Source organism: Amycolatopsis umgeniensis (assembly GCF_014205155.1).
In the GTDB taxonomy this organism is placed as follows: Bacteria; Actinomycetota; Actinomycetes; order Mycobacteriales; family Pseudonocardiaceae; genus Amycolatopsis; species Amycolatopsis umgeniensis.
Window position 1 is genome coordinate 7,634,690 of the sequence record NZ_JACHMX010000001.1, and the last position, 23,841, is coordinate 7,658,530.

Here is a 23,841-nt window from a genome sequence, read left to right on the forward strand (position 1 = left end):
GATGACCGAGCCGGTCCGCATCACCGTCAACACCGCCAAGCCCTACGACGTCGTCATCGGACGCGGCCTGCTGGGCGAGCTCACCGAGCAGCTCGCCGACGCCTCCAAGGTCGCGCTGATCCACCCGCCGACGCTGACGACCACCGCCGAGGCCATCCGCGACGAGCTGGCCGAGGCCGGGATCGACGCGCACCGGGTCGAGATCCCCGACGCCGAGGACGGCAAGGCGCTTTCCGTCGCGAGCTTCTGCTGGGAGGTCCTCGGCCGCATCGGCCTCGACCGCCAAGGCGTGGTCGTCGGGCTCGGCGGCGGCGCCGTCACCGACCTGGCCGGTTTCGTCGCCGCGACCTGGATGCGCGGTGTGCGCCTGGTCAACGTGCCGACCACACTGCTGGGCATGGTCGACGCCTCGGTTGGCGGGAAGACCGGCATCAACACCGAGGCCGGCAAGAACCTCGTCGGCGTCTTCCACGAGCCGAGCGCGGTCCTGGTCGACCTCGCGACGCTGGAGACGTTGCCGCCCAACGAACTCGTCGCCGGAATGGCCGAGGTCGTCAAGACCGGGTTCATCGCGGACCCGCGCATCCTCGAACTCGTGGAGCAGGATTCCGCCGCCGCGCTGGACTCCACCGGCGAGGTCCTCGGTGAGCTGGTCCGACGCTCGATCCAGGTCAAGGCCGACGTCGTCGCCGCGGACCTGCGCGAGTCGAACCTGCGCGAGATCCTCAACTACGGCCACACCCTCGGCCACGCCATCGAGCGCCGCGAGAAGTACCGGTGGCGTCACGGCGCCGCGGTCAGCGTCGGACTGGTGTTCGCCGCCGAACTCGCGCGCCTCGCGGGCCGTCTCGACGACGCCACCGCGGAGCGGCACACGTCGGTGCTCAAGCTGCTGGGCCTGCCGACCACCTACGACCCGGACGCGCTCCCGCACCTGCTGGAGACGATGAAGGGCGACAAGAAAACCCGGTCGGGCGTGCTGCGCTTCGTCGTCCTCGACGGGCTCGCCAAGCCCGGCAGGCTGGAAGGCCCGGACCCGTCTCTGCTCGCCGCGGCGTACTCGGTGGTGGCGGGCGAGGCCCCCAAGGCCGGCGGGAGCGTGCTGCTGTGAAGGTGCTCGTCCTCAACGGCCCCAACCTCGGCAGGCTCGGTCTGCGCGAACCCGGTATCTACGGTTCCGCGACGCACGCCGACCTGGTCGAAACCTGTGTCGAGACCGGCAAGGAACTCGGGATCGACGTCGAGGTCCGCCAGACCGACCACGAGGGCGAGATGGTCGGCTGGCTGCACGAAGCCGCCGACGCGGGCTGGCCGGTGGTGCTCAACGCGGCCGCGTGGACGCACTACTCGATCGCGGTCCGCGACGCCGCCGCCCAGCTCAACGCGCCGCTGATCGAACTGCACATCTCCAACGTGCACAAACGCGAGCAGTTCCGGCACCACAGCGTGCTTTCGGATATCGCGACCGCCGTCATCGCCGGGCTCGGGGTCGACGGGTATCCGCTGGCACTGCGCTGGATGGCCGCGAACGCGGCATGAACAACCCGCCCGAACTCGAGACGGCGCGGCTGCGGCTGCGCGCGCTGGAGGAGTCCGACACCGAGGCGATCATCGAGCTCTTCGCCGACCCGGCGCTGAGCGCGCATTTCGCGACCCCGCTGACCGATCCGGACCTTGTCCGCGCGATGGTCGGCAGGCGGCTGGCGTACAGCGGACCCGCCGGGATGGGGCACTGGGCGATCGAACGCGACGGCGAGGTGATCGGCCTCGCGCATCTGCGGCCGTCGGAAGAGCTGCCCGGCGGGGTGCCGGAGATCGGTTACTACCTGGCGCGTGCGCACGGTGGGCAGGGTTTGGCGACCGAGGCCGCGAAGGCCCTGCTGGCGCACGGGCTCGTCGGGCTCGGCCTGTCCTCGGTGTGGGCGCTGGTCGGCGAGTCCAATGTGGCCAGTCTGAACCTGGTGCGGCGCTTGGGTTTCCTGGACGTCGGCAGCGGTGACCATTACGGCAGCGGGCCGCACCGGGTGCTCGTCGCGCTGCCGTCGGAGCACGGGCGGGCCCACCACATCGAACTGTGGGTGCCGGATCTCGCGCGCGCCGAGGAAAGCTGGGGCTGGCTGCTCGGCGAACTCGGCTGGCGGGAATTCCAGCGCTGGCCCGACGGCGTCAGCTGGAAACACGGCGCGACCTACCTCGTCGTCGAGCGTTCTCCCGCGCTCAGCGGGGAAAAGCACGAGCGCACCGCGCCGGGCCTGAACCATCTCGCACTGCACGTCGATACCCGCGATCGGGTGAACGAACTGGCTTCGAAGGCCGTCGAACACGGCTGGTCGCCCCTGTTCGCGGAGAAGTATCCGTATGCGGGCGGTGATCACCACTACGCCGCCTACCTCGAAAACACCGATGGCTTCGAAGTGGAATTGGTAGCCCTACCGGGGAGTGACGTCACCCGGCTGGGTTAAGTCTCGCTACACTCGGCCATCATGCGCCTTTTTCGTGGTGGTCGGCGACCCGCCCGTGTCGTGGTGGCCCTCCTCGCGGTCGGCGCGCTCCTGATGGCCTGCAGCGACGGCCATACGCAGTCCCAGGCCGACGGCAAAGGCGGCGGGATCGGCGGAGTCCAGCTGACGCCCGGCGAGAAGCCCAGGCCGATGGACGTCGAGCTCGCCACGAGCGATCCCCGTGCCGGCGGCGGCGTGGTCGCGGCAGGCGACCAGGACGCGGTCTACAACTACGGCCCGACCGTGATGCGGGACGGCGGCAGACTCCGGATGTGGTGGTGCAGCCAGTACGGCAGCGCCCCGCCCCCGGGCGACGACATCCTCTACGCGCAGTCGCCCTCGCTCGACGGCCCCTTCACCGGTCCGTCCGGCGGCGGCCCGGCGGCGGTGTTCTCCGGCGCGCCCGGCGGTTTCGACGGGATGCACACCTGCGACCCGTCGGTGATCAAGGTCGGCTCGACCTACTACATGTACTACACCGGCGCGGCGGGCGATCACGCGCTCGGCAACTCGATCGGGCTCGCCACCAGCCCCGACGGCCTCGCCTGGACCCGCGCCGCGGGCGGGCAGCCGATCATCGGCCCCGCGCACGACGTGCACCGCGCCAACAACGTCTACGGCGCCGGGCAGCCCTCGGCGGTGTACCTCGACGGCTGGTTCTACGTGCTCTTCACCGACACCACGGCCAAGGCCGCCGGGTGGAACGGCGCCGGGCAGTTCCTGCTGCGAGCCAAGGACGCGGCCTTCAGCCAGGGTGTGGAAACGCTGGGGGAGCAGGGCTTCGTGCCCAAGCCCAGCACGGTCTCGCCGCGCACCCGCTCGCTGGTCGACGGGTTCAGCACCGATCTGATGTGGGTCGGCGCGCTCGACGCGTTCGTGATCGCGCACGAGACCGACAACGGCACCACGCTCACCTTCTGGACCAGGGACTTCTCCGCGCAGCCGTACCGGCCGGCGATCATCCCCGGCGCCTGGAAGGAGGGCCCGGGTCTGGTCCGCCGGCCCGACGGGCACGCGCCGCTGTCCTCGGGCGACGTCTGCGACAGGGTCCCGTTCGACGTCGTCCGGGCCACGATCGTCGGCGGCGCGGGGGCGCCGACCGACCTCAAGCATTTCGGCCTGGACGTCCGAGGCTCGCGGGCCTGCGACGGCGACGCCCGGACCCGGATCGCCTTCGAGGGCGTCGCGATGCCCTCGCCGCAGCGGACCATCGACCTGGTCGCCGACGGCAAACTGGTGCGGGTCGACCGGCGCTCGGTGGCGGCGGCGCTCGCGGGCGAGGTGCTGGACCAGCGGCTCGAGCCCGTCGGCAAATTCCCGCAGGCCGCCCGGCTGAGCGCCGGGGCGAGGATGGTGCACGCTCCCGGCCGCGGGGTCGGCGTGGTGCTCGACGGCAAGCTGTTCGCCGTACCGGACGCCGGTGCCGCCGCGCTGAACGACTCGACCGTCGAGGAGATCAGCGATCAGGCCTGGGACGGCTTCCCGGCCGGTTTCCCGCTCGCGGGCTGATCCTCTTCGTCGTCTTCGGTCTTGATGATCCGGCCGCCGACGAACAGGCCGAGCCCGGCCGGGATGAGCACCAGCAGGGCCGAGAAGGCGGCGCCGCCGGTGAGCGCGCCGCCGAGTTCCGAGACACCGGTCTGGTCGACGAACACCGCGCGGCCGATCACGTACAGCACGCCCGAGACCGGGCCCGCGATCAGCGCCGCGATGAACCAGTTCCTGCCGCGCTCGGGTTTGCCCTGCCAGGCGTCCATGGCGCTCCAGCCCGCCGCCGCGCCCACCAGGATGGCGAGGGCGAGCGAGGTGACGAGGGTCTTGTCGGTGGGGTTGAAGACCTCGTACTTGGCCAGCACGGTGACGGCCGCGCCGTGCAGCAGCGCCATCACGAGTCCACGAGTCAGCCAAGGTGCCATGGGGTGAGTTTAACTCGCCAGTAGCGACCGGTGCCCCCACCTGCCCACGCCTCATCCAGTCCTCTGAACGCGATCTTGGCGCGGGCTGTCCGGCAGCGGCCCGCAGCAGCCCCGAGCGGCGAGCGCCGGTGAAGGCCTCCTTACCTACCCTGAAGGTAGTGAAGGAGTCCTTCACGGACCACCGGGTGTCACAGGCGGCGCAACCAGTCGACGAAACGCGTGCCGCCGGCGGATCACCCCCTAAACTCCAGTACGTGCGTGAATACTTCTCTCGCCGCCGCGCGGCGCTGCGTTCCCTGCTGGCCGACTCCGGGGTGGACGCGCTGCTGGTCACGGACCTGCTCAACATCAGGTACCTGACCGGCTTCACCGGGTCCAACGCCGCTCTCCTCGTCCACGCGAGCGGCGACGACAAGACGATCTTCTGCACCGACGGCCGCTACACGGTCCAGTCGGCGACCGAGGTGCCCGATCTCGAACGGGTGCTGGACCGCGCGAGCGCGGCGAAGCTCGCCGATCTGGCGGCCGAAAAAGACCTCGGCAAGACCGGGTTCGAGAGCCAGCACGTCAGCGTCGAGCAGCACGAGGACCTCAAGGTGCGCTTCGACCGGGTCCAGCTGGTCCGGACGCCCGGCCTCGTCGAGCAGCTGCGGCTGGTCAAGGACGAGCAGGAGATCGAGGCGCTGCGCCAGGCGTGCGCGGCGGCCGACAGGGCGCTGGAGGACCTCGTGTCCGCCGGCGGGCTCCGGCCGGGCCGCACCGAGCTGGACGTCGCCCGTGACCTGGAGAACCGCATGCTCGGCCACGGGTCGACGGGGCCGTCGTTCGACACGATCGTCGCGGCGGGCGCCAACTCCGCGATCCCGCACCACCGGCCCACCTCGGCCGTGCTCGCGACCGGCGGTTTCGTCAAGATCGACTTCGGCGCCACGGTCGACGGCTACCACTCCGACATGACCCGCACGTTCGTGATCGGCAAGCCCGCGGCGTGGCAGGAAGAGATCTACGAGCTGGTCCAGCGCGCGCAGGCGGCGGGCTGTGACGCCGTCCTCCCCGGCGCCGAAGTGTCCGAAGTGGACAAGGCGGCGCGTGGCGTGATCGTCGACGCGGGCCGCGGTGAGGAGTTCGGCCACGGGCTCGGCCACGGGGTCGGACTGCAGGTGCACGAGGCGCCCAGCCTCGCCACCACCGGCGTCGGTACACTGTCCGCCGGTATGGCCGTCACCGTCGAACCTGGTGTGTATCTGCCCGGACGCGGAGGCGTGCGCATCGAGGACACGCTGGTCGTGCGGGAAGGTACGCCCGAACTCCTCACGCTGAGCACCAAGGAACTCGTGGTCGTCTGACGGCGGCCCGGAAGATCGACACAGGAGACTGCACACTCGTGGCCACCACCAACGACCTGAAGAATGGGCTCGTCCTCAACCTCGACGGCCAGCTCTGGACCGTCACCGCGTTCCAGCACGTCAAGCCGGGCAAGGGCGGCGCGTTCGTCCGCACCACGCTCAAGCACGTGCTGACGGGCAAGGTCGTCGACAAGACCTTCAACGCGGGCACGAAGGTCGAGACGGCCACCGTCGACCGCCGCAACATGACGTACCTGTACAAGGACGGCGCGGACTTCGTGTTCATGGACGCGGAGACCTACGACCAGATCACCGTGCTGGCCGAGACCGTCTCCGACAACGCGAACTACCTGCTCGAGAACTTCGAGGTCCAGGTCGCGGTGCACGAGGGCACCCCGCTGTACATCGAGCTGCCGACCTCGGTCGAGCTGATCGTCCAGCACACCGACCCCGGCCTGCAGGGCGACCGCTCCACCGGTGGCACCAAGCCCGCCACCCTGGAGACCGGCGCCGAGATCCAGGTGCCGCTGTTCCTCACCACCGGCGAGAAGATCAAGGTCGACACCCGTGACGGCCGCTACCTGGGCCGCGTCTCCAACTGATGGCCGACTCAGCCAAATCCGGCAAGTCGCCGAACCGCGGTGGTCCGATCAGCCGTCGTCAGGCGCGTAAGCGTGCCGTCGAGATGATGTACGAAGCCGCCCAGCGCGGTGCCGACGCCGTGACGCTGCTGGCGGACAGGGTCGGTTCGGTCGAGGTCGACCCGATCGCGGACTACACGATCTCGCTGGTCGAGGGGGTCACCGGGCGCAAGGCCCAGATCGACGAGCTGCTCTCGGAGCACGCTCAGGGCTGGACGCTGGACCGGATGCCGCCGGTGGACCTGGCGGTGCTGCGGGTCGGCGTCTACGAGCTGCTGTGGGCCACGGACGTGCCGGACCCTGTCGCCATCGACGAGGCCGTCGGGCTGGCGAAGGAGCTGTCGACCGACGATTCGCCGCGCTTCGTGAACGGCGTGCTCGGCCGCATCGGCACGATCGCCGACCGTCTTCGCGCGGTTCTCTAGAAGACGTACTACAACGGGCCGTGTCCTCTGCCGAGGGCACGGCCCGTTCTCGTGCTCGGTGGTGCGGGTTGGCGTTTCCGGTCCCCCCGGACCGAAAACGTCGCCATCTCTAGTCCTCTTTGGACGGTCGAGCCTCGGGCGGCAGCACACCCCAGTCGATCAGCTGCTCGGTGAGTTCACCGGGGGTCATGTCGTAGATGATCGCCAGTGAACGCAGGTCCTCGGTGCGGATCGAGAGCACCTTGCCGTTGTAGTCGCCGCGCTGGCTCTGGATGGTGGCCGCGTAGCGGGCGAGCGGTCCGACCTTCTCCGCCGGGAGCTGCTGCAGTCGTTCCAGGTTGATGACGATCTTCGTGGCGGGCTCGGCGCCCGACGGCACCCGGCCCTCCGGCAGCAGCTCGACCACCGGCACACCGTAGAAGTCGGCGAGTTCGGCGAGCTTCTGCACGGTGACGGCGCGGTCGCCGCGCTCGTACGAACCGACGACGACGGCCTTCCAGCGGCCTCCGGACTTCTGCTCGACCCCGTGCAGGGACAGGCCCTGCTGCTGGCGGATCCCGCGGAGCTTGGCCCCGAGCGCCTTGGCGTAATCGCCCATCTGGTGGTTCTCCGTTTCCTCACCCCCAACCGGTCGGGGTGACCGGTCCAGGGGACTCCTAGAGTCGAATACTCAGAGTAATGGTTACGCATAGTTGTCACCAGGTCAAGCGGGTGCTTTCGCGAGGCCTTCGTCACCTGGGGCGCGCCACCCGTAAGAATGAGCGCCCGCTCCTGCTAGTGTCGACTCGATTTCCTCGCCACGCAGGAAGTCGACGTCCTTTAAGGACCCGTCCAGAGAGGCGGGGAAGGAGGTCCGCCTTGTCGTCACGTCCCCGTGGCGCGGCGGAACCGGCGGGAGAGCGCGAGCTGCTCTCGTCCGGGGATGTCGCGCGCACGATCGCCCGAATGGCCCACCAGGTCATCGAGAAGACCGCTCTCGGTGCCGGTGGCTCGACTCCGCCCGTGTTGCTGGGCATCCCCACTCGGGGTACCCCGCTCGCCCTGCGGCTCGCGGACAAGATCGCCGAGTTCTCCGGCATCCGTCCGCCGACCGGTGCGCTGGACATCACGCTCTACCGTGATGATCTCCGCCGCCGCCCGCCCCGCGCGCTCGAGCATTCGCAATTGCCGCCGACCGGTATCGACGACGCGGTGGTGATCCTGGTCGACGACGTGCTGTTCTCCGGCCGCACCATCCGCGCCGCCCTCGACGCCCTGCGCGACCACGGCCGCCCGCGCGCGGTCCAGCTGGCCGTGCTGGTCGACCGCGGCCATCGCGAACTGCCGATCCGCGCCGACTACGTGGGCAAGAACGTGCCCACCTCGCGTGCCGAAGGGATCGAGGTCCTGTTGTCCGAAGTGGACGGACGGGACACGGTTCTGCTGCGGACGCTGAATGAGAGCGCTTCACCAGAAGGAGATCGATCGTGAAGCACCTGCTCGCCACCGACGGGCTCGACCCGGCGCTCGCGACAGCCGTGCTGGACACCGCCGAAGAGCTCAAGCACACCTTGCTGGGCCGCGAAGTCCGGAAGTTGCCGACCTTGCGCGGCCGCACCGTCATCACGTTGTTCTACGAGAACTCGACCCGCACGCGCGTCTCGTTCGAGATCGCGGGGAAGTGGATGAGCGCCGACGTGATCAACGTCTCCGCGTCCAGTTCCTCGGTCAACAAGGGCGAATCGCTGCGGGACACCGCGCTGACGCTGGCCGCGGCCGGCGCCGACTGCGTGATCATCCGGCATCCCGCTTCCGGTGCGGCGCAGCGGCTTTCGGGCTGGCTCGCCGAGGCGGGGACGGCGGTCGTCAACGCGGGTGACGGTACCCACGAGCATCCGACGCAGGCGCTGCTCGACGCGGCGACCCTGCGGGAGCGCCTCGGTTCGTTCGAGGGACGCCGGATCGGGATCGTCGGCGACGTCCTGCACAGCCGGGTCGCGCGGTCGAACATCCACCTGCTGTCCTCGCTGGGCGCCGAGGTGGTGCTCGTCGCGCCGCCGACCCTGCTGCCCGCCGGGGTGGAAAGCCTGCCGGTCACGGTGTCGCACGAACTCGACGCCGAACTGCCCGCCCTCGACGCGGTCATGATGCTGCGGGTCCAGGCCGAACGGATGCACGGGGGCTTCTTCCCCTCGGCGCGTGAGTACTCGATCGCGTACGGCCTCAACGAGCGGCGGATGAAGCTCCTGCCCGAGCACGCCGTCGTCCTGCACCCCGGCCCGATGCTGCGCGGGATGGAGATCGCCTCGGCGGTCGCCGACTCCCCGGCCTCGGCCATCACCGAACAGGTCCGCAACGGCGTCCACGTGCGCATGGCGGTCCTCTACCACCTGCTCGCCAGCGAAGGAGCCGCAGCGTGACCACGGTCCTGATCAAGGGCGCCCGCCCCTACGGCGAGGGCGATCCGGTCGACGTGCTCGTCGAGGACGGGGTCATCACCGACATCGGCTCTCTCGACGCGTCCGAAGACGCCGAAGTGATCGACGCGGGCGGCCAGGTGCTGCTCCCCGGTTTCGTCGACCTGCACACCCACCTGCGTGAACCCGGCCGCGAGGACACCGAGACCATCGCCACCGGTTCGGCCGCGGCCGCGCTCGGCGGCTACACGGCGGTGTTCGCCATGGCCAACACCGATCCGGTGGCCGACAACGCGGTGATCGTCGACCACGTGTGGCGCCGGGGCCAGGAGGCCGGGCTGGTCGACGTGCACCCGGTCGGCGCGGTCACCGTGGGCCTCAAGGGCGAGAAGCTCGCCGAACTGGGCACCATGGCCAAGTCCGAAGCCCGGGTGAAGGTCTTCTCCGACGACGGCCTCTGCGTCGCGGACCCGCTGTTGATGCGCCGCGCGCTGGAGTACTCGACGGCGCTCGGCGTGGTCATCGCCCAGCACGCCGAAGAGCCGCGGCTGACCGTCGGCGCGCAGGCGCACGAAGGTGAGCAGGCCGCGCGCCTGGGCTACACCGGCTGGCCCGCCTCGGCGGAGGAATCGATCGTCGCCCGCGACTGCCTGCTCGCCCGGCACGCGAACGCGCGGTTGCACGTCTGCCACGTGTCGACCTCGGGCACCGCCGACATCCTGAAGTGGGCCAAGGAGCGCGGCACCAAGGTCTCGGCCGAGGTCACCCCGCACCATCTGCTCCTGACCGACGAGCGGCTCGCGACCTACGATCCGGTCAACAAGGTCAACCCGCCGCTGCGCACCGAGTCCGACGCCGAGAAGCTGCGGGCCGCGCTGGCCGAGGGCGTCATCGACTGCGTCGCCACCGACCACGCGCCGCACGCCGTCCAGGACAAGGACCGCGAGTGGAACTCCGCCCGCCCGGGCATGCTCGGTCTCCAGACCGCGCTGTCGATCGTGGTCGAGACCATGGTCCGCACCGGCCTGCTGGACTGGCGGGGCGTCGCCAGGGTGATGAGCGAGCGGCCCGCCGAGATCGGCAACCTGACCGACCACGGCCGTCCGATCGAGGTCGGCGAACCGGCCAACCTGACACTGGTGGACCCGGACACGGAATGGATCGTGCGGGGTGCCGAGTTCGCGAGTATCGCGGCGAACACCCCGTACGAAGGAATGCGGCTCCCCGGCGTGGTGACGGCGACGTTGCTGCGCGGGCGGATCACCGCGCGGGAAGGGAAGATCATCCCATGAGCGACCGGATCCTGCTGACACTGGCGGTCTTCGCCTTCTTCCTCGTCTGTGTCCTCCTGATGTGGCGCGGCTGGCGGCGCAAGTCGCGGGCGCAGAGCGTCCAGGTGCCGCCGTTCGCCGAGATCCCCGCCGAGCCCGGCGAGGCGCTGATCGAGTCGACCGGTGTCTACATCAGCACGACGACGGCGGGGCACTGGCAAGAGCGTGTCGTCACCCGCGGCGCGGGCCTGCGCACCGGCGCGGTCTGGCGGCTGCACGAAGACGGCGTCGCCATCGAACGCGGCGGCGGCCCGGACTTCTGGATCCCGCGCGCCTCGGTCACCGGCGTCCGCAAGGACAAGGGGATGGCCGGGAAGGTGATGGGCATCGACGCGCTGCTCGTCATCACCTGGCTCGCCGGGGACGTCGAGCTGGACACGGGATTCCGCGGCGACGACGTCGACGACTATCCACAGTGGATCGAAGCTTTGCAAGACACTCGCAACGACATCAAGGGAGGTGCCTGATGAGCACCCTGAACGGCACCCGCACGCCCGCCGCGCTGGTACTCGAAGACGGCCGCGTGTTCCGCGGCTCCGCGTACGGCGCCCGTGGCCGGAGCTTGGGCGAGGCGGTGTTCTGCACCGGCATGACCGGCTACCAGGAGACGCTGACCGATCCCTCCTACCACCGGCAGATCGTGGTCCAGACCGCGCCGCAGATCGGCAACACCGGCTGGAACGACGAAGACGACGAGTCCTCGCGCATCTGGGTTTCCGGCTACGTCGTCCGAGACCCCGCCCGCACACCGTCGAACTGGCGCGCCAAGCGCACGCTCGACGAGGAGCTGGAGCGCCAGGGCGTCGTCGGAATCTCCGAAGTGGACACCCGCACGCTGACCAGGCACCTGCGCGAGCAGGGCGCCATGCGGTCCGGCGTCTTCTCGGGTGACGCGCTCGGCACCGACGAGGAGATGCTCGCCGAGGTCAAGGCCAGCCCGCAGATGAAGGGCGCGGACCTCGCCGGCGAGGTCAGCACCAAGCAGGCGTACGTCGTCGAGGCGCAGGGCGAGCGGAAGTTCCGCGTGGCCGCGCTGGACCTGGGCATCAAGTCCAACACCCCGCGCCTGATGGCCGCGCGCGGCATCGAGGTGCACGTGCTGCCGTCGTCGTCCACTGTGGACGAACTGCTCGCCGTCGAGGCGGACGGCGTGTTCCTGTCCAACGGCCCGGGCGACCCGGCGACCACCGCGCACGCGACCGAGCTGACCAAAGCGGTGCTGCAGCGGGAAATCCCACTGTTCGGCATCTGCTTCGGCAACCAGATCCTCGGCCGCGCGCTGGGGCTGGGCACCTACAAGATGCGCTACGGCCACCGCGGGATCAACATCCCGGTGATCGACGTGGCGACCAAACGGGTCGCGATCACCGCGCAGAACCACGGTTTCGCCCTCGAAGGCGAGCCGGGCGCGCGGTTCGAGACGCCGTTCGGCGCCGCGCAGATCTCGCACTACTGCCCGAACGACGACACCGTCGAAGGTGTCCGCGCGTTCGACGTCCCCGCGTTCTCGGTGCAGTACCACCCCGAGGCCGCAGCCGGCCCGCACGACGCGGCCCCCCTGTTCGATGAGTTCGTGAGCTTGATGGAGAAGGCCAAGTAATGCCGAAGAGGACAGACATCCAGCACGTGCTGGTGATCGGCTCCGGGCCGATCGTGATCGGCCAGGCGGCGGAGTTCGACTACTCCGGCACCCAGGCCTGCCGCGTACTCCGCGAAGAGGGACTGCGCGTCTCGCTGGTGAACTCGAACCCGGCGACCATCATGACCGACCCCGAGTTCGCCGACTCCACCTACATCGAGCCGGTCACCCCGGAGTACGTCGAGAAGGTCATCGCCGAGGAGCGCCCCGACGCGATCCTCGCGACGCTGGGCGGGCAGACGGCGCTGAACTGCGCCGTCGCCCTGCACGACCGCGGTGTCCTGGAGAAGTACGGTGTCGAGCTGATCGGCGCCGACGTCGACGCCATCCAGCGCGGCGAGGACCGGCAGAAGTTCAAGAACATCGTCGCCGACATCGGCGCCCACACCCCGCGCAGCCGCGTCTGCAACACCATGGACGAGGTCCGCGCGACCGTCGCCGAGGTCGGCCTCCCGGTCGTCATCCGGCCGTCGTTCACCATGGGCGGGCTCGGCTCGGGCATGGCGCACACCGACGAGGAGCTGGAGCGCCTTGCCTCCACCGGTCTCGACGAGTCGCCGGTCACCGAGGTGCTCATCGAGGAGAGCGTCCTCGGCTGGAAGGAGTTCGAACTCGAGCTCATGCGCGACCGGCACGACAACGTGGTGGTCGTCTGCTCGATCGAGAACATCGACGCGATGGGCGTGCACACCGGCGACTCGGTCACCGTCGCGCCCGCGATGACCCTGACCGACCGCGAGTACCAGCACATGCGCGACGTCGGCATCGACGTGCTGCGCGCGGTCGGCGTCGACACCGGCGGCTGCAACATCCAGTTCGCGATCAACCCGGCCGACGGCCGCATGGTCGTCATCGAGATGAACCCGCGGGTGTCGCGCTCCAGCGCGCTGGCGTCGAAGGCGACCGGGTTCCCGATCGCCAAGATCGCCGCGAAGCTCGCCATCGGCTACACCCTCGACGAGATCCGCAACGACATCACCGGCGAGACCCCGGCGGCCTTCGAGCCGACGCTGGACTACGTCGTGGTGAAGGTGCCGCGGTTCGCCTTCGAGAAGTTCCCCGGCGCGGACCCCACGCTGACCACGACGATGAAGAGCGTCGGCGAGGCGATGTCGTTCGGCCGCAGCTTCCCCGAGGCGCTCGGCAAGGCCCTGCGGTCCATCGACACCAAGGCCACCGGCTTCTGGACCCGCCCCGACCCCGAAGGCGTGTCGCTGGACTCGATCTTGGAGACGCTGCGCACGCCGCACGACGGCAGGCTCTACGAGGTCGAGCGGGCGCTGCGGTTCGGCGGCACCGTCGAGCAGATCCACGAGGCCTCGGGCATCGACCCGTGGTTCATCGACCAGATCGCCCTCATCGGCGAGGTCGGCGCCGAGGTCCGCGACGCGCTGGTGCTGGACGAGCCGCTGTTGCGGCGGGCGAAGCGCACCGGCCTGTCGGACCAGCAGATCGCCTCGCTGCGGCCGGAACTGGCCGGTGAGGACGGCGTCCGCGCGCTGCGCCGCCGTCTCGGCGTGCGGCCGGTGTACAAGACCGTCGACACCTGCGCGGCCGAGTTCGCGGCCAAGACGCCGTACCACTACTCGGCCTACGAGACCGATCCCGCCGCGCAGTCGGAGATCACCGCGCAGACCGAGAAGCCGAAGGTCCTGATCCTCGGCTCCGGGCCGAACCGCATCGGGCAGGGCATCGAGTTCGACTACTCGTGCGTGCACGCCGCGATCGCCCTGCGCGAGGCCGGTTTCGAGGCCGTCATGGTCAACTGCAACCCCGAGACCGTCTCCACCGACTACGACACCTCGGACAGGCTGTACTTCGAGCCGCTGTCGTTCGAGGACGTCCTGGAAGTGGTCAACGCCGAGCAGGAGTCGGGCACCGTCGCCGGGGTCATCGTGCAGCTGGGCGGCCAGACGCCGCTTTCGCTCGCGAAGCGCCTCGCCGACGCCGGCGTGCCCGTGATCGGCACCTCCCCGGACGCGATCCACCTCGCCGAGGACCGCGGCGCGTTCGGCGAGGTCCTCACCGACGCCGGGCTGCCCGCGCCGAAGTACGGCACGGCGACCTCGTTCGAGGGCGCGAAGCGGATCGCCGACAAGATCGGTTACCCGGTCCTGGTGCGCCCGTCCTACGTGCTGGGCGGGCGCGGCATGGAGATCGTCTACGACGAGGAGTCGCTCGCCGGCTACATCCACCGCGCCACCGAGGTCACCCCCGAGCATCCGGTGCTGGTGGACCGCTTCCTCGACGACGCCATCGAGATCGACGTCGACGCGCTGTTCGACGGCGAAGACCTCTTCCTCGGCGGCGTCATGGAGCACATCGAGGAGGCCGGGATCCACTCCGGCGACTCGTCGTGCGCGCTGCCGCCGATCACGCTGGGCCGGACCGACATCGAGACGGTGCGCCGCTCGACCGAGGCCATCGCACGCGGCGTCGGCGTCCGCGGGCTCCTGAACGTCCAGTACGCGCTCAAGGACGACGTCCTGTACGTGCTGGAAGCCAACCCGCGCGCTTCGCGGACGGTGCCGTTCGTGTCGAAGGCGACCGCGGTCCCGCTGGCGAAGGCCGCGGCGCTGATCATGACCGGCTCGTCGATCAAGGAACTGCGCGAGTCCGGCGTCCTGCCCGCCGAGGGTGACGGCGGCCACATGCCCGCCGATTCGCCGGTCGCGGTCAAGGAGGCGGTCCTGCCGTTCCACCGCTTCCGCACGCCCGAGGGCCACGGTGTCGACTCGCTGCTCGGCCCGGAGATGAAGTCCACCGGCGAGGTCATGGGTGTCGACGTTTCCTTCGGCAAGGCGTTCGCCAAGTCGCAGGCCGGGGCCTACGGTTCGCTGCCGACGTCGGGCAAGGTGTTCGTCTCCGTCGCCAACCGCGACAAGCGCTCGCTGGTGTTCCCGGTGAAGCGGCTGGCAGACCTCGGTTTCGAGATCCTCGCGACCTCGGGAACCGCGGAAGTGCTGCGGCGCAACGGGATCGCCTGCACCGTCGTGCGCAAGCACTACGAAGGTTCGGCGGACGGCGAGCAGAACGTCGTGGATGTCATCCTCAGCGGCGAAGTGCAGATGGTGATCAACACTCCTTACGGCAACAGCGGTCCGCGCATCGACGGCTACGAAATCCGTACCGCCGCGGTGTCACGGGACATCCCCTGCATCACCACGGTGCAGGGTGCCGCGGCGGCCGTGCACGGGATAGAGGCCGTCATCAAGGGTGACATCGGCGTCCGCTCGCTGCAGAGCCTGCAGGCGGCGCTGAAGGCCAAGGCATGAGCGAGCGGTTCGGGGCGAGGCTGGCGCGGGCGGTCGCGGAAAAGGGACCGCTCTGCGCCGGGATCGACCCCCATCCCGGGTTGCTCCAGGCGTGGGGTCTTCCGGCGGACGCGGGCGGTTTGGAGAAGTTCGCCCTCACGGCCGCTGAGACGATCGCGCCCGAGGTCGCGGTGATCAAGCCCCAGTCGGCCTTTTTCGAGGCCTATGGGCCTCCTGGGGTCGCCGTGCTGGCCAAGACGATGAAGGTGTGCCGGGAAGCGGGCGCGCTCGTCCTGCTGGACGTCAAACGCGGCGACATCGGCTCCACGATGGCGGCGTACACGGCGGCTTTCCTGCCCGCGGGGGCGGAACTCGAGGCCGACGCCATAACGGTCTCCCCATACCTCGGGTTCGGCTCGCTCGACTTCGCCGTCGAGGTTGCGCAGACGCAAGGCAAGGGCCTGTTCGTCCTCGCGCGCACTTCCAACCCGGAGGCGCAGGGACTGCAGAACGCCTTGCTGCCCAACGGAAAGACCGTCGCGCAGGACATCGTCGACACGGCGGGCGGCTTCAATGCCGATCAAAGCCCTCTGGGTGACATCGGTGTCGTCGTCGGCGCCACCATCGCGCCGGGAGAGCTCGACCTGAGCAAGCTGAACGGTCCCGTCCTGGCACCGGGTTTCGGGGCACAGGGGGCCACTCCGGCCGATCTACGGGTACTTTTCGGCCCCGGACTGCCGGGTGTGCTCCCCGCGTCGTCCCGCGACGTCCTCAAGCACGGACCGGACCGCGAGGCGCTGCGTGCGGCCGTTCGGAGGACACGGGATTCCCTCGGTCCCCTGGAAAAAGGCCAATAGCAGGCCCGGGAATCCGTCATGACCAGCCACCCCCGCATTGTGGGCCGAGGTAACGGGTGGGTACCGTCGCCACACCCACCCAGATTTGAGAACTACCGGAGGAAAACGTGGCACTTCCCCAGCTGACAGAGGAACAGCGCGCTGCGGCGCTGGAGAAGGCCGCCGCCGCCCGCCGCATCCGTGCTGAGCTGAAGGAGCGGCTGAAGCGGGGCGGTACCACTCTGGTCGACGTGTTGAAGCAGGCCGAGGAGAACGAAGTCCTCGGCAAGATGAAGGTCTCGGCTCTGCTCGAGGCTCTTCCGGGCGTCGGCAAGGTCCGTGCCCAGCAGACCATGGAACGACTGGAGATCGCACCCAGCCGTCGTCTTCGCGGCCTCGGCGACCGGCAGCGCAAGGCGCTGCTGGCCGAATTCAGCGGCGAGTGAGCGGCACCGGTCAGGACCACCCGGTGATCCCGGGCGCTGACCGCGGCGGTGAGCCGGTGGCGGGAGTTTCATCCCGGCACCGGCTCACGGTCGTATCAGGGCCTTCGGGGGTCGGGAAGTCGAGCGTGGCGGGGGAGCTGCGCAAGCTGGATCCGGAGATCTATTTCAGTGTCTCGGTGACCACCAGGAAGCCGAGGCCGGGTGAGGTGGACGGCGAGCACTACCACTTCATCGACCGCGCCGAATTCGACCGCATGGTCGCCGGCGGCGAACTGCTCGAACACGCCGAGTTCACCGGTAACTGCTACGGCACCCCGCGCGAGCCCGTCGAGCGGGCTCTGGCCGCCGGGCGCAACGCAATCCTGGAGATCGAACTCCAGGGCGCGCGGCAGGTCCGCAAGGCGATGCCGGAGGCGCGGCTGGTGATGCTGATGCCGCCGTCGTGGGAAGAGCTGGTCGGCAGGCTGACCGGCCGCGGCACCGAGAACGAGGCCGCGGTGAAGGCCAGACTGGCCGAGGCCGAGCGCGAACTCGCCGCCGCCGGGGAGTTCGACGAGCGCGTCGTCAACGCCGACGTGCGAGACGCCGCCGAGCAGTTGCTAAACTTGATAACCGGCGACCCATCGACCGAAGATTCGGAGCACCACGAGTGACGACCCAGGCCACGCTGCACGAAGAGCTCGAAGGCATCACCAACCCGCCCATCGACGACCTCCTCGAGAAGGTCAGCTCGAAGTACGCGCTGGTGATCTACTCGGCCAAGCGCGCTCGCCAGATCAACGACTACTACGCCCAGCTGGGCGAGGGCCTGCTGGAGTACGTCGGCCCGCTGGTCGAGCCGGGCCCGCGCGAGAAGCCGCTGTCCATCGCGCTGCGCGAGATCCACGGCGGTCTGCTCGAGCACACCGAGGGTGAATAAACCCAAAGTCGTTCTAGGCGTAGGCGGCGGGATCGCCGCTTACAAGGCCTGTGAGGTCCTGCGCGGACTGACCGAATCCGGTCACGACGTCCGCGTGGTCCCCACCGAAGCCGCGCTGAATTTCGTCGGCGCGGCCACCTTCGAGGCACTGTCCGGGAACCCGGTGCACACCGGCGTGTTCACCGAAGTGCCCGACGTCCAGCACGTCCGCGTCGGCAAGGAAGCCGATCTGGTGATCGTCGTGCCCGCCACGGCGAACCTGCTCGCCAAGGCCGCGCACGGCATCGCGGACGACCTGCTGACGAACACCCTGCTCACCGCCCGGTGCCCGGTCGCCTTCTTCCCGGCGATGCACACCGAGATGTGGGAGCACCCGGCCACCCGTGACAACGTGGCGCTGCTGCGCTCGCGCGGTCTGGTCGTCGCCGAACCCGCCGCCGGGCGGCTCACCGGCAAGGACACCGGCAAGGGACGGCTCGCCGACCCGGCCGAGATCGTCGACCTCGCCCGGCTCCTGCTCGCCGTGCCGAACGCCCTCCCGCGCGACCTCGAAGGCGTGCGCGTGGCGATTTCGGCCGGTGGCACCCGTGAGCCGCTGGACCCGGTCCGCTACCTGGGCAATCGTTCGTCGGGCAAGCAGGGCTACGCGCTGGCCCGCGTCGCCGCCCAGCGCGGCGCCGAGGTCACCCTGGTCACCGCGCACACCATCGCGCTGCCGGATCCGGCGGGCGCGAAGGTCGTCCACGTGTCCACCGCCGAGGAACTGCGCCAGGCGATGCACGCCGAGGCCGCGTCCGCCGACGTCGTCGTGATGGCCGCCGCCGTCGCCGACTTCCGGCCGTCGAACCGGGCCGAGCACAAGATCAAGAAGTCCGACGACACACCGGATCCGGTCGTCGAACTGGCTCGTAACGCGGACATCCTCGCCGAACTGGTGCGGAACCGGAGCGAGGGCCGGCTCGTCGTGGGATTCGCCGCGGAAACCGGCGACGACAAGGGCGGCGTCCTCGACCACGCCCGGGTCAAACTGAAGCGCAAGGGCGCGGACCTGCTGGTGGTGAACGCCGTCGGCGAGGGAAAGGCGTTCGGGACCGAGGACAATTCGGGCTGGCTGCTCGGGGCGGACGGGACCGAGATCCCGATCCCGCTCGGCGCCAAGGCCGAACTGGCGTCCACATTGTGGGATGCTGTTGTGACCTTGATGAAGCGTTAACCGGCCTCCGAACGATAGTCAGTACGCTTACAGCAACTGAGGGGTGCCTAACTTTCTGGGCATCAGACGTCTAGGTGAGGAAGTGACGGCCACCGTGACCGCGTCCACAAGCAGACTGTTCACATCTGAATCGGTGACTGAGGGTCATCCCGACAAGATCTGCGACGCCATCAGCGATTCGATCTTGGACGGCTTGCTGGCCAAGGACCCGCGAAGCCGGGTCGCGGTCGAAACCCTCATCACCACCGGGCAGGTGCACGTCGCCGGTGAGGTGACCACCGAGGCCTACGCGGACATCCCGACCATCGTCCGCGACGTGATCCTGAAGATCGGCTACGACTCTTCGGCCAAGGGCTTCGACGGCAACTCCTGCGGCGTCAACGTCGCGATCGGCTCCCAGTCGCCCGACATCGCGCAGGGCGTCGACACCGCGTACGAGTCCCGCGTCGAGTCCGACGAGGACGAGATCAACCGTCAGGGCGCCGGCGACCAGGGCCTGATGTTCGGCTACGCCTGCTCGGACACCCCCGAGCTGATGCCGCTGCCGATCGCGCTGGCGCACCGGCTCTCGCAGCGGCTGACCAGGGTCCGCAAGGACGGCGTGCTGCCGTACCTGCGCCCGGACGGCAAGACCCAGGTCACCATCGAGTACGCGGGCGACCAGCCCGTGCGGCTCGACACGGTGGTCGTGTCCACCCAGCACGCGGACGGTATCGACCTGGAGCAGATGCTCGGCGTCGACGTCCGCGAGCACGTGGTCGCCCCGGAGATCGCCGAACTCGGCCTCGACACCTCCAACGTGCGGCTGCTGGTCAACCCGACCGGCCGGTTCGTCATCGGCGGCCCGATGGGTGACGCGGGCCTGACCGGCCGCAAGATCATCGTCGACACCTACGGCGGCATGGCCCGTCACGGTGGCGGCGCGTTCTCGGGCAAGGACCCCTCCAAGGTGGACCGCTCGGCCGCGTACGCGATGCGCTGGGTGGCGAAGAACGTCATCGCCGCCGGTCTCGCCACCCGGGCCGAGGTCCAGGTCGCGTACGCGATCGGCAAGGCGGCCCCGGTGGGCCTCTTCGTCGAGACCTTCGGCACCGAGACGGTCGACCCGTCGAAGATCCAGGCCGCCATCACCCAGGTCTTCGACCTGCGTCCGGCCGCGATCATCCGCGACCTCGACCTGCTTCGCCCGATCTACGCGCCGACGGCCGCGTACGGCCACTTCGGCCGTCCCGAGCTGAATCTCCCGTGGGAGAGCACGGCGCGGGCCGCGGACCTGAAGTCGGCCGCGGGCGCCTGATCGCTTCGGTCCGTGAAGGCCTCCTTGCCTACCTTGAGGGTAGGGAAGGAGGCCTTCACTACGTCGCGGGCTGATGTGGCGCCCGGGCCACGCGGTACGGACAGTGACACGGGAGTCTGGTAGAGATCACCGGGTGAGCAGCAGTCCCGAACCGACCCCGCTGTGGGAGCTTCCGGAGCCTCCGAAGGCCGAGACGGCGCGGAAGGCCAAACCGTCCCGCGCGAAAACCGCCAGCCGCCGCGGCGCGCAGAACCCCGCGCCCGAGAACCCGGTCGCGCGCATCGTCGTGGACATCCCGCTCACGCATCTCGACCGGACCTTCGACTACCGGATCCCCGAGAAGCTGCACGAAACCGCCGTGCCCGGCTGCCGGGTGCGCGTCCGGTTCGCGGGACAGCTCGTCGACGGGTATCTCGTCGAGCGCGCCGACACGACGGAGTTCACCGGGAAACTCGCGTACATCGACAGGGTGACGTCCAGCGAGGCCGTCCTGCCCCCCGCGCTGCACACGCTCTGCCGGTCGGTCGCGGACCGGTACGGCGGCACGCTGAGCGACGTCCTGCGGCTCGCGATCCCGTCCCGGCACGCGAAGGTCGAGGGCGAGCCGCCCGCCGAGCCCGCGCCCGCACCCCAGGCGCCCGAAACCGGCGCCTGGGAGAAGTATCAGAGCGGTCCGGCGTTCCTGGAGGCCGTCGCGGAACGGCGTCCGGCCAACGCCGTCTGGCAGGCCTTGCCGGGGGAGGACTGGCCACGCCGTCTCGCCGAAGCGGCAGCCGTCGCGGCCGCCGCCGGACGTGGCGTCGTGATGGTCGTGCCCGACCACCGTGATCTCACGCGGCTGCACGACGCCTGCTCCCAGCTGATGGGCGCCGACTCCGTGGTCGCGCTGATCGCCGGGCTGGGCCCCGCCGAGCGCTACCGCCGCTGGCTCGCGGTGCTGCGCGGCGCGGTCCGCGTCGTCGTCGGCACGCGCGCGGCGATGTTCGCGCCGGTCGCCGATCCCGGCCTGTTCGTGGTGTGGGACGACGGCGACGACGTCCACCTCGACCAGCACGCGCCGTATCCGCACGTCCGCGACGTGCTGATGGACCGCGCGCACGCCGCGAAAGGGTCCATGCTCGTCGCCGGTTTCGCGCGTACCTCCGAAGCGCAGTTCCTCGTGGAATCGGGCTGGGCGCAGCCTCTCGTGGCCGCCCGTCCCGAACTGAGGGCCGCCGCGCCGCGGGTCACACCGGTCGGTGAGGACTTCGACGTCGCCCGGGACGAAGCGGCGAAGGCGGCACGGCTCCCGTCGGTCGCCTTCGAGGCGGCGCGGCAGTCGTTGGCGGGCGGATTCCCTGTCCTGGTGCAGGTTCCGCGTCGCGGGTACGTTCCGGGACTCGCCTGCGGCAACTGCCGGACTTCGGCGCACTGCCGTCGCTGCGCGGGTCCGCTTTCCTTGCCAGGCGGGCTGATCGACGGCTCACCGAGGCCGCCCGCCTGCCGGTGGTGCGGTGTCCCCGAGACGAACTTCCATTGCGCCGCTTGCGGTTCCGTGCGGTTGCGGGCTGTCGTCGTCGGCTCGAAGCGGACCGCGGAGGAATTGGGCCGCGCGTTCTCCGGATTCCCGGTGCGGACCTCGGGCGCGACGGAGGTTTTGGCTTCGGTGCCCGGAAAACCGGCGCTGGTGGTGTGCACACCCGGGGCCGAGCCGATCGCGGAAGGCGGCTACGGCGCGGCGCTGCTGCTGGACGGCTGGGCGCTGCTGGGGCGGCAGGACCTGCGCGCGGGGGAGGAGACCCTGCGCCGGTGGATGGCGGCCGCGGCGCTGGTGCGGCCGGGGACCGAAGGCGGGCGCGTGTTCGTCGGCGCGGAAGCGGGTCTCTCGGTCGTGCAGGCGCTGGTGCGCTGGGATCCGGGCTGGCACGCGAGCCTGGAGCTGGCCGAGCGTCGCGAACTCGGCTTCCCGCCCGCGATGCGGATGGCGAGTATCGAAGGGACGCCGGACGCGGTCGCCGGGCTGCTCGACGACCTCGAGTTGCCGGAAAGCGGCGAGGTACTGGGCCCGGTGCCGCTCGGCGAGGTCGACGAGGACGGCAACGCCGAACGGGAGCGGGCCCTGGTGCGCGTCGCGCGTCCGGACGGGAAGGCGCTCGCCGCCGAGGTCCACGCCGCCGCCGGCCGCCGGGACGCGCGCAAGGCCTCCGAGCCCATCCGGATCCAGCTGGACCCACTTGAGCTCATCTGACGCCCCGCGTTTCGTCCTCTAGTTGCGGTAGTTCGACGCTGAACTATCGCATCCAGAGGACTGAACGCGTGGGGTCAGAGGGTCGTGCCGGGGGTCGCGAGGACGTCGTCGCGAGCCGAAGCGCCCGGAGCGGGCGTAGCGGGCTTCGAGGCGGAGCCGCCCAGGGCGGCGGTCAGCAGCGTGACGATCTGCGACGAGATCGCCGCTCGCCGCGCCTCGAAGTCGGCGTCGGTCAGCGCCGCCGGATCGGTGGGGGTGCCGAGCACGGGCGTGTGCAGATGCCCGCCCGCGATCCCGGTCAGGCCGAGCCCGGTCCGCAGCCGGTTGCTGCGGTACATGGACTCGTTGCTCAGGTAGTTGCCGCCGCCACCGGAAGCGGCGATCTCGCCGGGCTGCGGCGCGTCCGTCCGGCAGACGGCCGTTCCCGTCCCCGGCTTCGTGCTGTCGGGCCAGACACAGAACGCCTGGTTGTACAGCACCTGGTATGCCCCGGCGGGCGCGGCGAGCATCTTTTCGTACGGCAGCGTGGTTTCGATGAACTGGTCGGCAGGCTGGGGCCAGCCGGTCGCGGGCGGGACAGGGCCGCGGACGGGCTCGTCGAGGTTGTCCGGCGAACCACCGCGCCAGGCACCGGCCCACCGTTCGATGTCGAACCGGCCGGGACGGCCCTGGCTGATCGTCATGATCAGTTCCGGACGGCGGAAGCGGTCCTTGAACGCCTTGCCGTAAGCCGCCTCGACGATTCCGGCGTCGAAGTAGCTCCACACCACCGGGAAGGACACGGCCTGCACCTGCGCTGGCCCGTTCGGGGTCTGGATCACCTTGCCGTCCAGGTGCAGCGCGGCCGCGCCGGACGGGTTCGCGATGCGGACGCCCGCGCCGTTGAGGGTGAACGGGTCGAAGCCGCTCACCAGCACCCGGCGCAGCTTCGGGCCGAGGGGGAAGCGGGAATCGTCGAGGCCGCGGGCGCCGACGTCGAACGTCTTCAGCAGGCCCGCGCGGGCGGGGGCAGGCAGCGAGAAGCGCGGCGTCCACTGGCGCAGCGCCTTGCTCATCTGGAGGCGTGCCCAGTACAGCGGCCGGTCGTCGGCCTTGTCGATGCTGCCGAGATCGGGACGGCGGCCCTGCGCGCGGTCGACGGCGGTCCGCCAGAGCCCGTCACCGGCGGTTTCCGCGAGCTTCTCGGCGCGTGGACCGGTCTTCGTGGCGCAGAGGCGCGTCGTGAAGTCGGAAACGAGCTTGTCGAATCCGGCGAGCCGGACGAGTTCCGGGCCGACCGCCGGGCCACCGGAAGGCATGGTCGCGGTGAGCCGCTTCTCCTCGACGGTGATCGCCGCCGAATCGTCGAAACAGCCACGCGCGCTTTCGGCTCGCGCGACGCCGGGGACCGCGAGCACGGGGAGAGCGATGAGCAGCGGGAGGAACGCGCCCCATCGCTTGCCGGGAGTCTTCAT

The 23,841-nt window shown here is 70.1% G+C and carries 23 protein-coding genes; 20 read left to right on the forward strand and 3 right to left on the reverse strand.

All coding sequences use genetic code 11. From position 1 onward, the window contains the following. Window position 1 precedes the first annotated feature (1 nt). From aroB to HDA45_RS35675, 4 genes are read left to right on the forward strand one after another with little or no spacing between them, the layout of a single operon-like run. Window positions 2-1,111, forward strand: coding sequence for a 3-dehydroquinate synthase (gene aroB / locus HDA45_RS35660; protein ID WP_184902920.1), 1,110 nt, complete (start codon window positions 2-4; stop codon window positions 1,109-1,111). After that, complete coding sequence (aroQ, locus tag HDA45_RS35665; protein WP_184902922.1) at window positions 1,108-1,539, forward strand: type II 3-dehydroquinate dehydratase; 432 nt, start codon at window positions 1,108-1,110, stop codon at window positions 1,537-1,539. Before aroB ends, aroQ begins: the two co-directional genes overlap by 4 nt. Continuing rightward, window positions 1,536-2,462, forward strand: coding sequence for a GNAT family N-acetyltransferase (locus HDA45_RS35670; protein ID WP_184902924.1), 927 nt, complete (start codon window positions 1,536-1,538; stop codon window positions 2,460-2,462). The genes aroQ and HDA45_RS35670 overlap by 4 nt, the downstream gene beginning before the upstream one ends. A 60-nt stretch (window positions 2,463-2,522) precedes the next feature. Beyond that, a complete protein-coding gene (locus tag HDA45_RS35675) occupies window positions 2,523-4,010 on the forward strand; it encodes a glycoside hydrolase family protein (protein WP_184906365.1) in 1,488 nt (495 codons plus the stop codon). On the opposite strand, the gene HDA45_RS35680 is transcribed toward HDA45_RS35675, so the two are convergent. Continuing rightward, a complete protein-coding gene (locus HDA45_RS35680; protein ID WP_246481515.1) occupies window positions 3,965-4,387 on the reverse strand; it encodes a hypothetical protein in 423 nt (140 codons plus the stop codon). The genes HDA45_RS35675 and HDA45_RS35680 overlap by 46 nt on opposite strands. 284 nt (window positions 4,388-4,671) lie before the next feature. Between HDA45_RS35680 and HDA45_RS35685 the strand changes: the two genes are divergently transcribed. From HDA45_RS35685 to nusB, 3 genes are read left to right on the forward strand one after another with little or no spacing between them, the layout of a single operon-like run. Further along, on the forward strand, window positions 4,672-5,763 hold the full coding sequence (locus HDA45_RS35685; RefSeq protein ID WP_184902928.1) for a M24 family metallopeptidase: 1,092 nt from the start codon (window positions 4,672-4,674) through the stop codon (window positions 5,761-5,763). A gap of 38 nt (window positions 5,764-5,801) precedes the next feature. After that, window positions 5,802-6,365 (forward strand): elongation factor P, encoded by a 564-nt coding sequence (gene efp, locus HDA45_RS35690; protein WP_184902930.1) that lies wholly within the window; start codon window positions 5,802-5,804, stop codon window positions 6,363-6,365. Continuing rightward, window positions 6,365-6,829 carry a transcription antitermination factor NusB gene (gene nusB / locus HDA45_RS35695; protein ID WP_184902932.1) on the forward strand — a complete coding sequence of 155 codons (465 nt, stop codon included), beginning with the start codon at window positions 6,365-6,367 and terminating at the stop codon, window positions 6,827-6,829. The genes efp and nusB overlap by 1 nt, the downstream gene beginning before the upstream one ends. Window positions 6,830-6,938: 109 nt before the next feature. On the opposite strand, the gene bldD is transcribed toward nusB, so the two are convergent. Continuing rightward, the gene (gene bldD, locus HDA45_RS35700; RefSeq protein WP_003096372.1) at window positions 6,939-7,427 is read right to left on the reverse strand and encodes a transcriptional regulator BldD; all 489 of its coding nucleotides are present in this window, start codon (window positions 7,425-7,427) and stop codon (window positions 6,939-6,941) included. 260 nt (window positions 7,428-7,687) lie between these two features. Between bldD and pyrR the strand changes: the two genes are divergently transcribed. From pyrR to HDA45_RS35765, 13 genes are all read left to right on the forward strand, one after another. Beyond that, window positions 7,688-8,299, forward strand: coding sequence for a bifunctional pyr operon transcriptional regulator/uracil phosphoribosyltransferase PyrR (gene pyrR, locus HDA45_RS35705; RefSeq protein WP_184902934.1), 612 nt, complete (start codon window positions 7,688-7,690; stop codon window positions 8,297-8,299). After that, window positions 8,296-9,228, forward strand: coding sequence for an aspartate carbamoyltransferase catalytic subunit (locus HDA45_RS35710; RefSeq protein WP_034311667.1), 933 nt, complete (start codon window positions 8,296-8,298; stop codon window positions 9,226-9,228). Before pyrR ends, HDA45_RS35710 begins: the two co-directional genes overlap by 4 nt. Continuing rightward, window positions 9,225-10,517 carry a dihydroorotase gene (locus HDA45_RS35715; protein WP_184902936.1) on the forward strand — a complete coding sequence of 431 codons (1,293 nt, stop codon included), beginning with the start codon at window positions 9,225-9,227 and terminating at the stop codon, window positions 10,515-10,517. Before HDA45_RS35710 ends, HDA45_RS35715 begins: the two co-directional genes overlap by 4 nt. Further along, on the forward strand, window positions 10,514-11,023 hold the full coding sequence (locus HDA45_RS35720) for a PH-like domain-containing protein (protein ID WP_184902938.1): 510 nt from the start codon (window positions 10,514-10,516) through the stop codon (window positions 11,021-11,023). Before HDA45_RS35715 ends, HDA45_RS35720 begins: the two co-directional genes overlap by 4 nt. Next, window positions 11,023-12,156: a glutamine-hydrolyzing carbamoyl-phosphate synthase small subunit gene (carA, locus tag HDA45_RS35725; RefSeq protein WP_184902940.1), complete on the forward strand. Its 1,134-nt coding sequence runs from the start codon at window positions 11,023-11,025 to the stop codon at window positions 12,154-12,156. The genes HDA45_RS35720 and carA overlap by 1 nt, the downstream gene beginning before the upstream one ends. Then, window positions 12,156-15,470 carry a carbamoyl-phosphate synthase large subunit gene (carB, locus tag HDA45_RS35730; RefSeq protein WP_184902942.1) on the forward strand — a complete coding sequence of 1,105 codons (3,315 nt, stop codon included), beginning with the start codon at window positions 12,156-12,158 and terminating at the stop codon, window positions 15,468-15,470. The genes carA and carB overlap by 1 nt, the downstream gene beginning before the upstream one ends. After that, the gene (pyrF, locus tag HDA45_RS35735) at window positions 15,467-16,306 is read left to right on the forward strand and encodes an orotidine-5'-phosphate decarboxylase (RefSeq protein WP_184902945.1); all 840 of its coding nucleotides are present in this window, start codon (window positions 15,467-15,469) and stop codon (window positions 16,304-16,306) included. The genes carB and pyrF overlap by 4 nt, the downstream gene beginning before the upstream one ends. Before the next feature lie 107 nt (window positions 16,307-16,413). After that, window positions 16,414-16,731, forward strand: a complete 318-nt coding sequence (gene mihF, locus HDA45_RS35740) for an integration host factor, actinobacterial type (RefSeq protein ID WP_003096398.1) — start codon at window positions 16,414-16,416, stop codon at window positions 16,729-16,731. Next, window positions 16,728-17,384, forward strand: a complete 657-nt coding sequence (gmk, locus tag HDA45_RS35745) for a guanylate kinase (protein ID WP_184902947.1) — start codon at window positions 16,728-16,730, stop codon at window positions 17,382-17,384. Before mihF ends, gmk begins: the two co-directional genes overlap by 4 nt. Next, entirely contained in the window at window positions 17,381-17,650 is a 270-nt protein-coding gene (rpoZ, locus tag HDA45_RS35750; protein ID WP_005152353.1) for a DNA-directed RNA polymerase subunit omega, read from the forward strand. Before gmk ends, rpoZ begins: the two co-directional genes overlap by 4 nt. Continuing rightward, window positions 17,643-18,863: a bifunctional phosphopantothenoylcysteine decarboxylase/phosphopantothenate--cysteine ligase CoaBC gene (gene coaBC / locus HDA45_RS35755; RefSeq protein WP_184902949.1), complete on the forward strand. Its 1,221-nt coding sequence runs from the start codon at window positions 17,643-17,645 to the stop codon at window positions 18,861-18,863. Before rpoZ ends, coaBC begins: the two co-directional genes overlap by 8 nt. Window positions 18,864-18,957: 94 nt before the next feature. Next, window positions 18,958-20,160 (forward strand): methionine adenosyltransferase, encoded by a 1,203-nt coding sequence (gene metK, locus HDA45_RS35760; protein WP_184906367.1) that lies wholly within the window; start codon window positions 18,958-18,960, stop codon window positions 20,158-20,160. 133 nt (window positions 20,161-20,293) lie between these two features. Beyond that, window positions 20,294-22,387: a primosomal protein N' family DNA-binding protein gene (locus tag HDA45_RS35765; protein WP_184902951.1), complete on the forward strand. Its 2,094-nt coding sequence runs from the start codon at window positions 20,294-20,296 to the stop codon at window positions 22,385-22,387. Between the two features lie 74 nt (window positions 22,388-22,461). Here the strand turns inward: HDA45_RS35765 and HDA45_RS35770 are convergent, their stop codons facing one another. Then, window positions 22,462-23,841: a pyroglutamyl-peptidase I gene (locus HDA45_RS35770; protein ID WP_246480894.1), complete on the reverse strand. Its 1,380-nt coding sequence runs from the start codon at window positions 23,839-23,841 to the stop codon at window positions 22,462-22,464.

What these genes read in the sequence shown, in the direction of transcription:
- aroB (WP_184902920.1), top strand. Translation starts at nt 2, where the DNA reads ATGACCGAGCCGGTCCGCATCACCGTCAACACCGCCAAGCCCTACGAC.
- bldD (WP_003096372.1), bottom strand. Translation starts at nt 7,427, where the DNA reads ATGGGCGATTACGCCAAGGCGCTCGGGGCCAAGCTCCGCGGGATCCGC.
- pyrF (WP_184902945.1), top strand. Translation starts at nt 15,467, where the DNA reads ATGAGCGAGCGGTTCGGGGCGAGGCTGGCGCGGGCGGTCGCGGAAAAG.
- HDA45_RS35720 (WP_184902938.1), top strand. Translation starts at nt 10,514, where the DNA reads ATGAGCGACCGGATCCTGCTGACACTGGCGGTCTTCGCCTTCTTCCTC.
- HDA45_RS35670 (WP_184902924.1), top strand. Translation starts at nt 1,536, where the DNA reads ATGAACAACCCGCCCGAACTCGAGACGGCGCGGCTGCGGCTGCGCGCG.
- HDA45_RS35770 (WP_246480894.1), bottom strand. Translation starts at nt 23,841, where the DNA reads ATGAAGACTCCCGGCAAGCGATGGGGCGCGTTCCTCCCGCTGCTCATC.
- carB (WP_184902942.1), top strand. Translation starts at nt 12,156, where the DNA reads ATGCCGAAGAGGACAGACATCCAGCACGTGCTGGTGATCGGCTCCGGG.
- nusB (WP_184902932.1), top strand. Translation starts at nt 6,365, where the DNA reads ATGGCCGACTCAGCCAAATCCGGCAAGTCGCCGAACCGCGGTGGTCCG.
- HDA45_RS35680 (WP_246481515.1), bottom strand. Translation starts at nt 4,387, where the DNA reads ATGGCGCTGCTGCACGGCGCGGCCGTCACCGTGCTGGCCAAGTACGAG.
- carA (WP_184902940.1), top strand. Translation starts at nt 11,023, where the DNA reads ATGAGCACCCTGAACGGCACCCGCACGCCCGCCGCGCTGGTACTCGAA.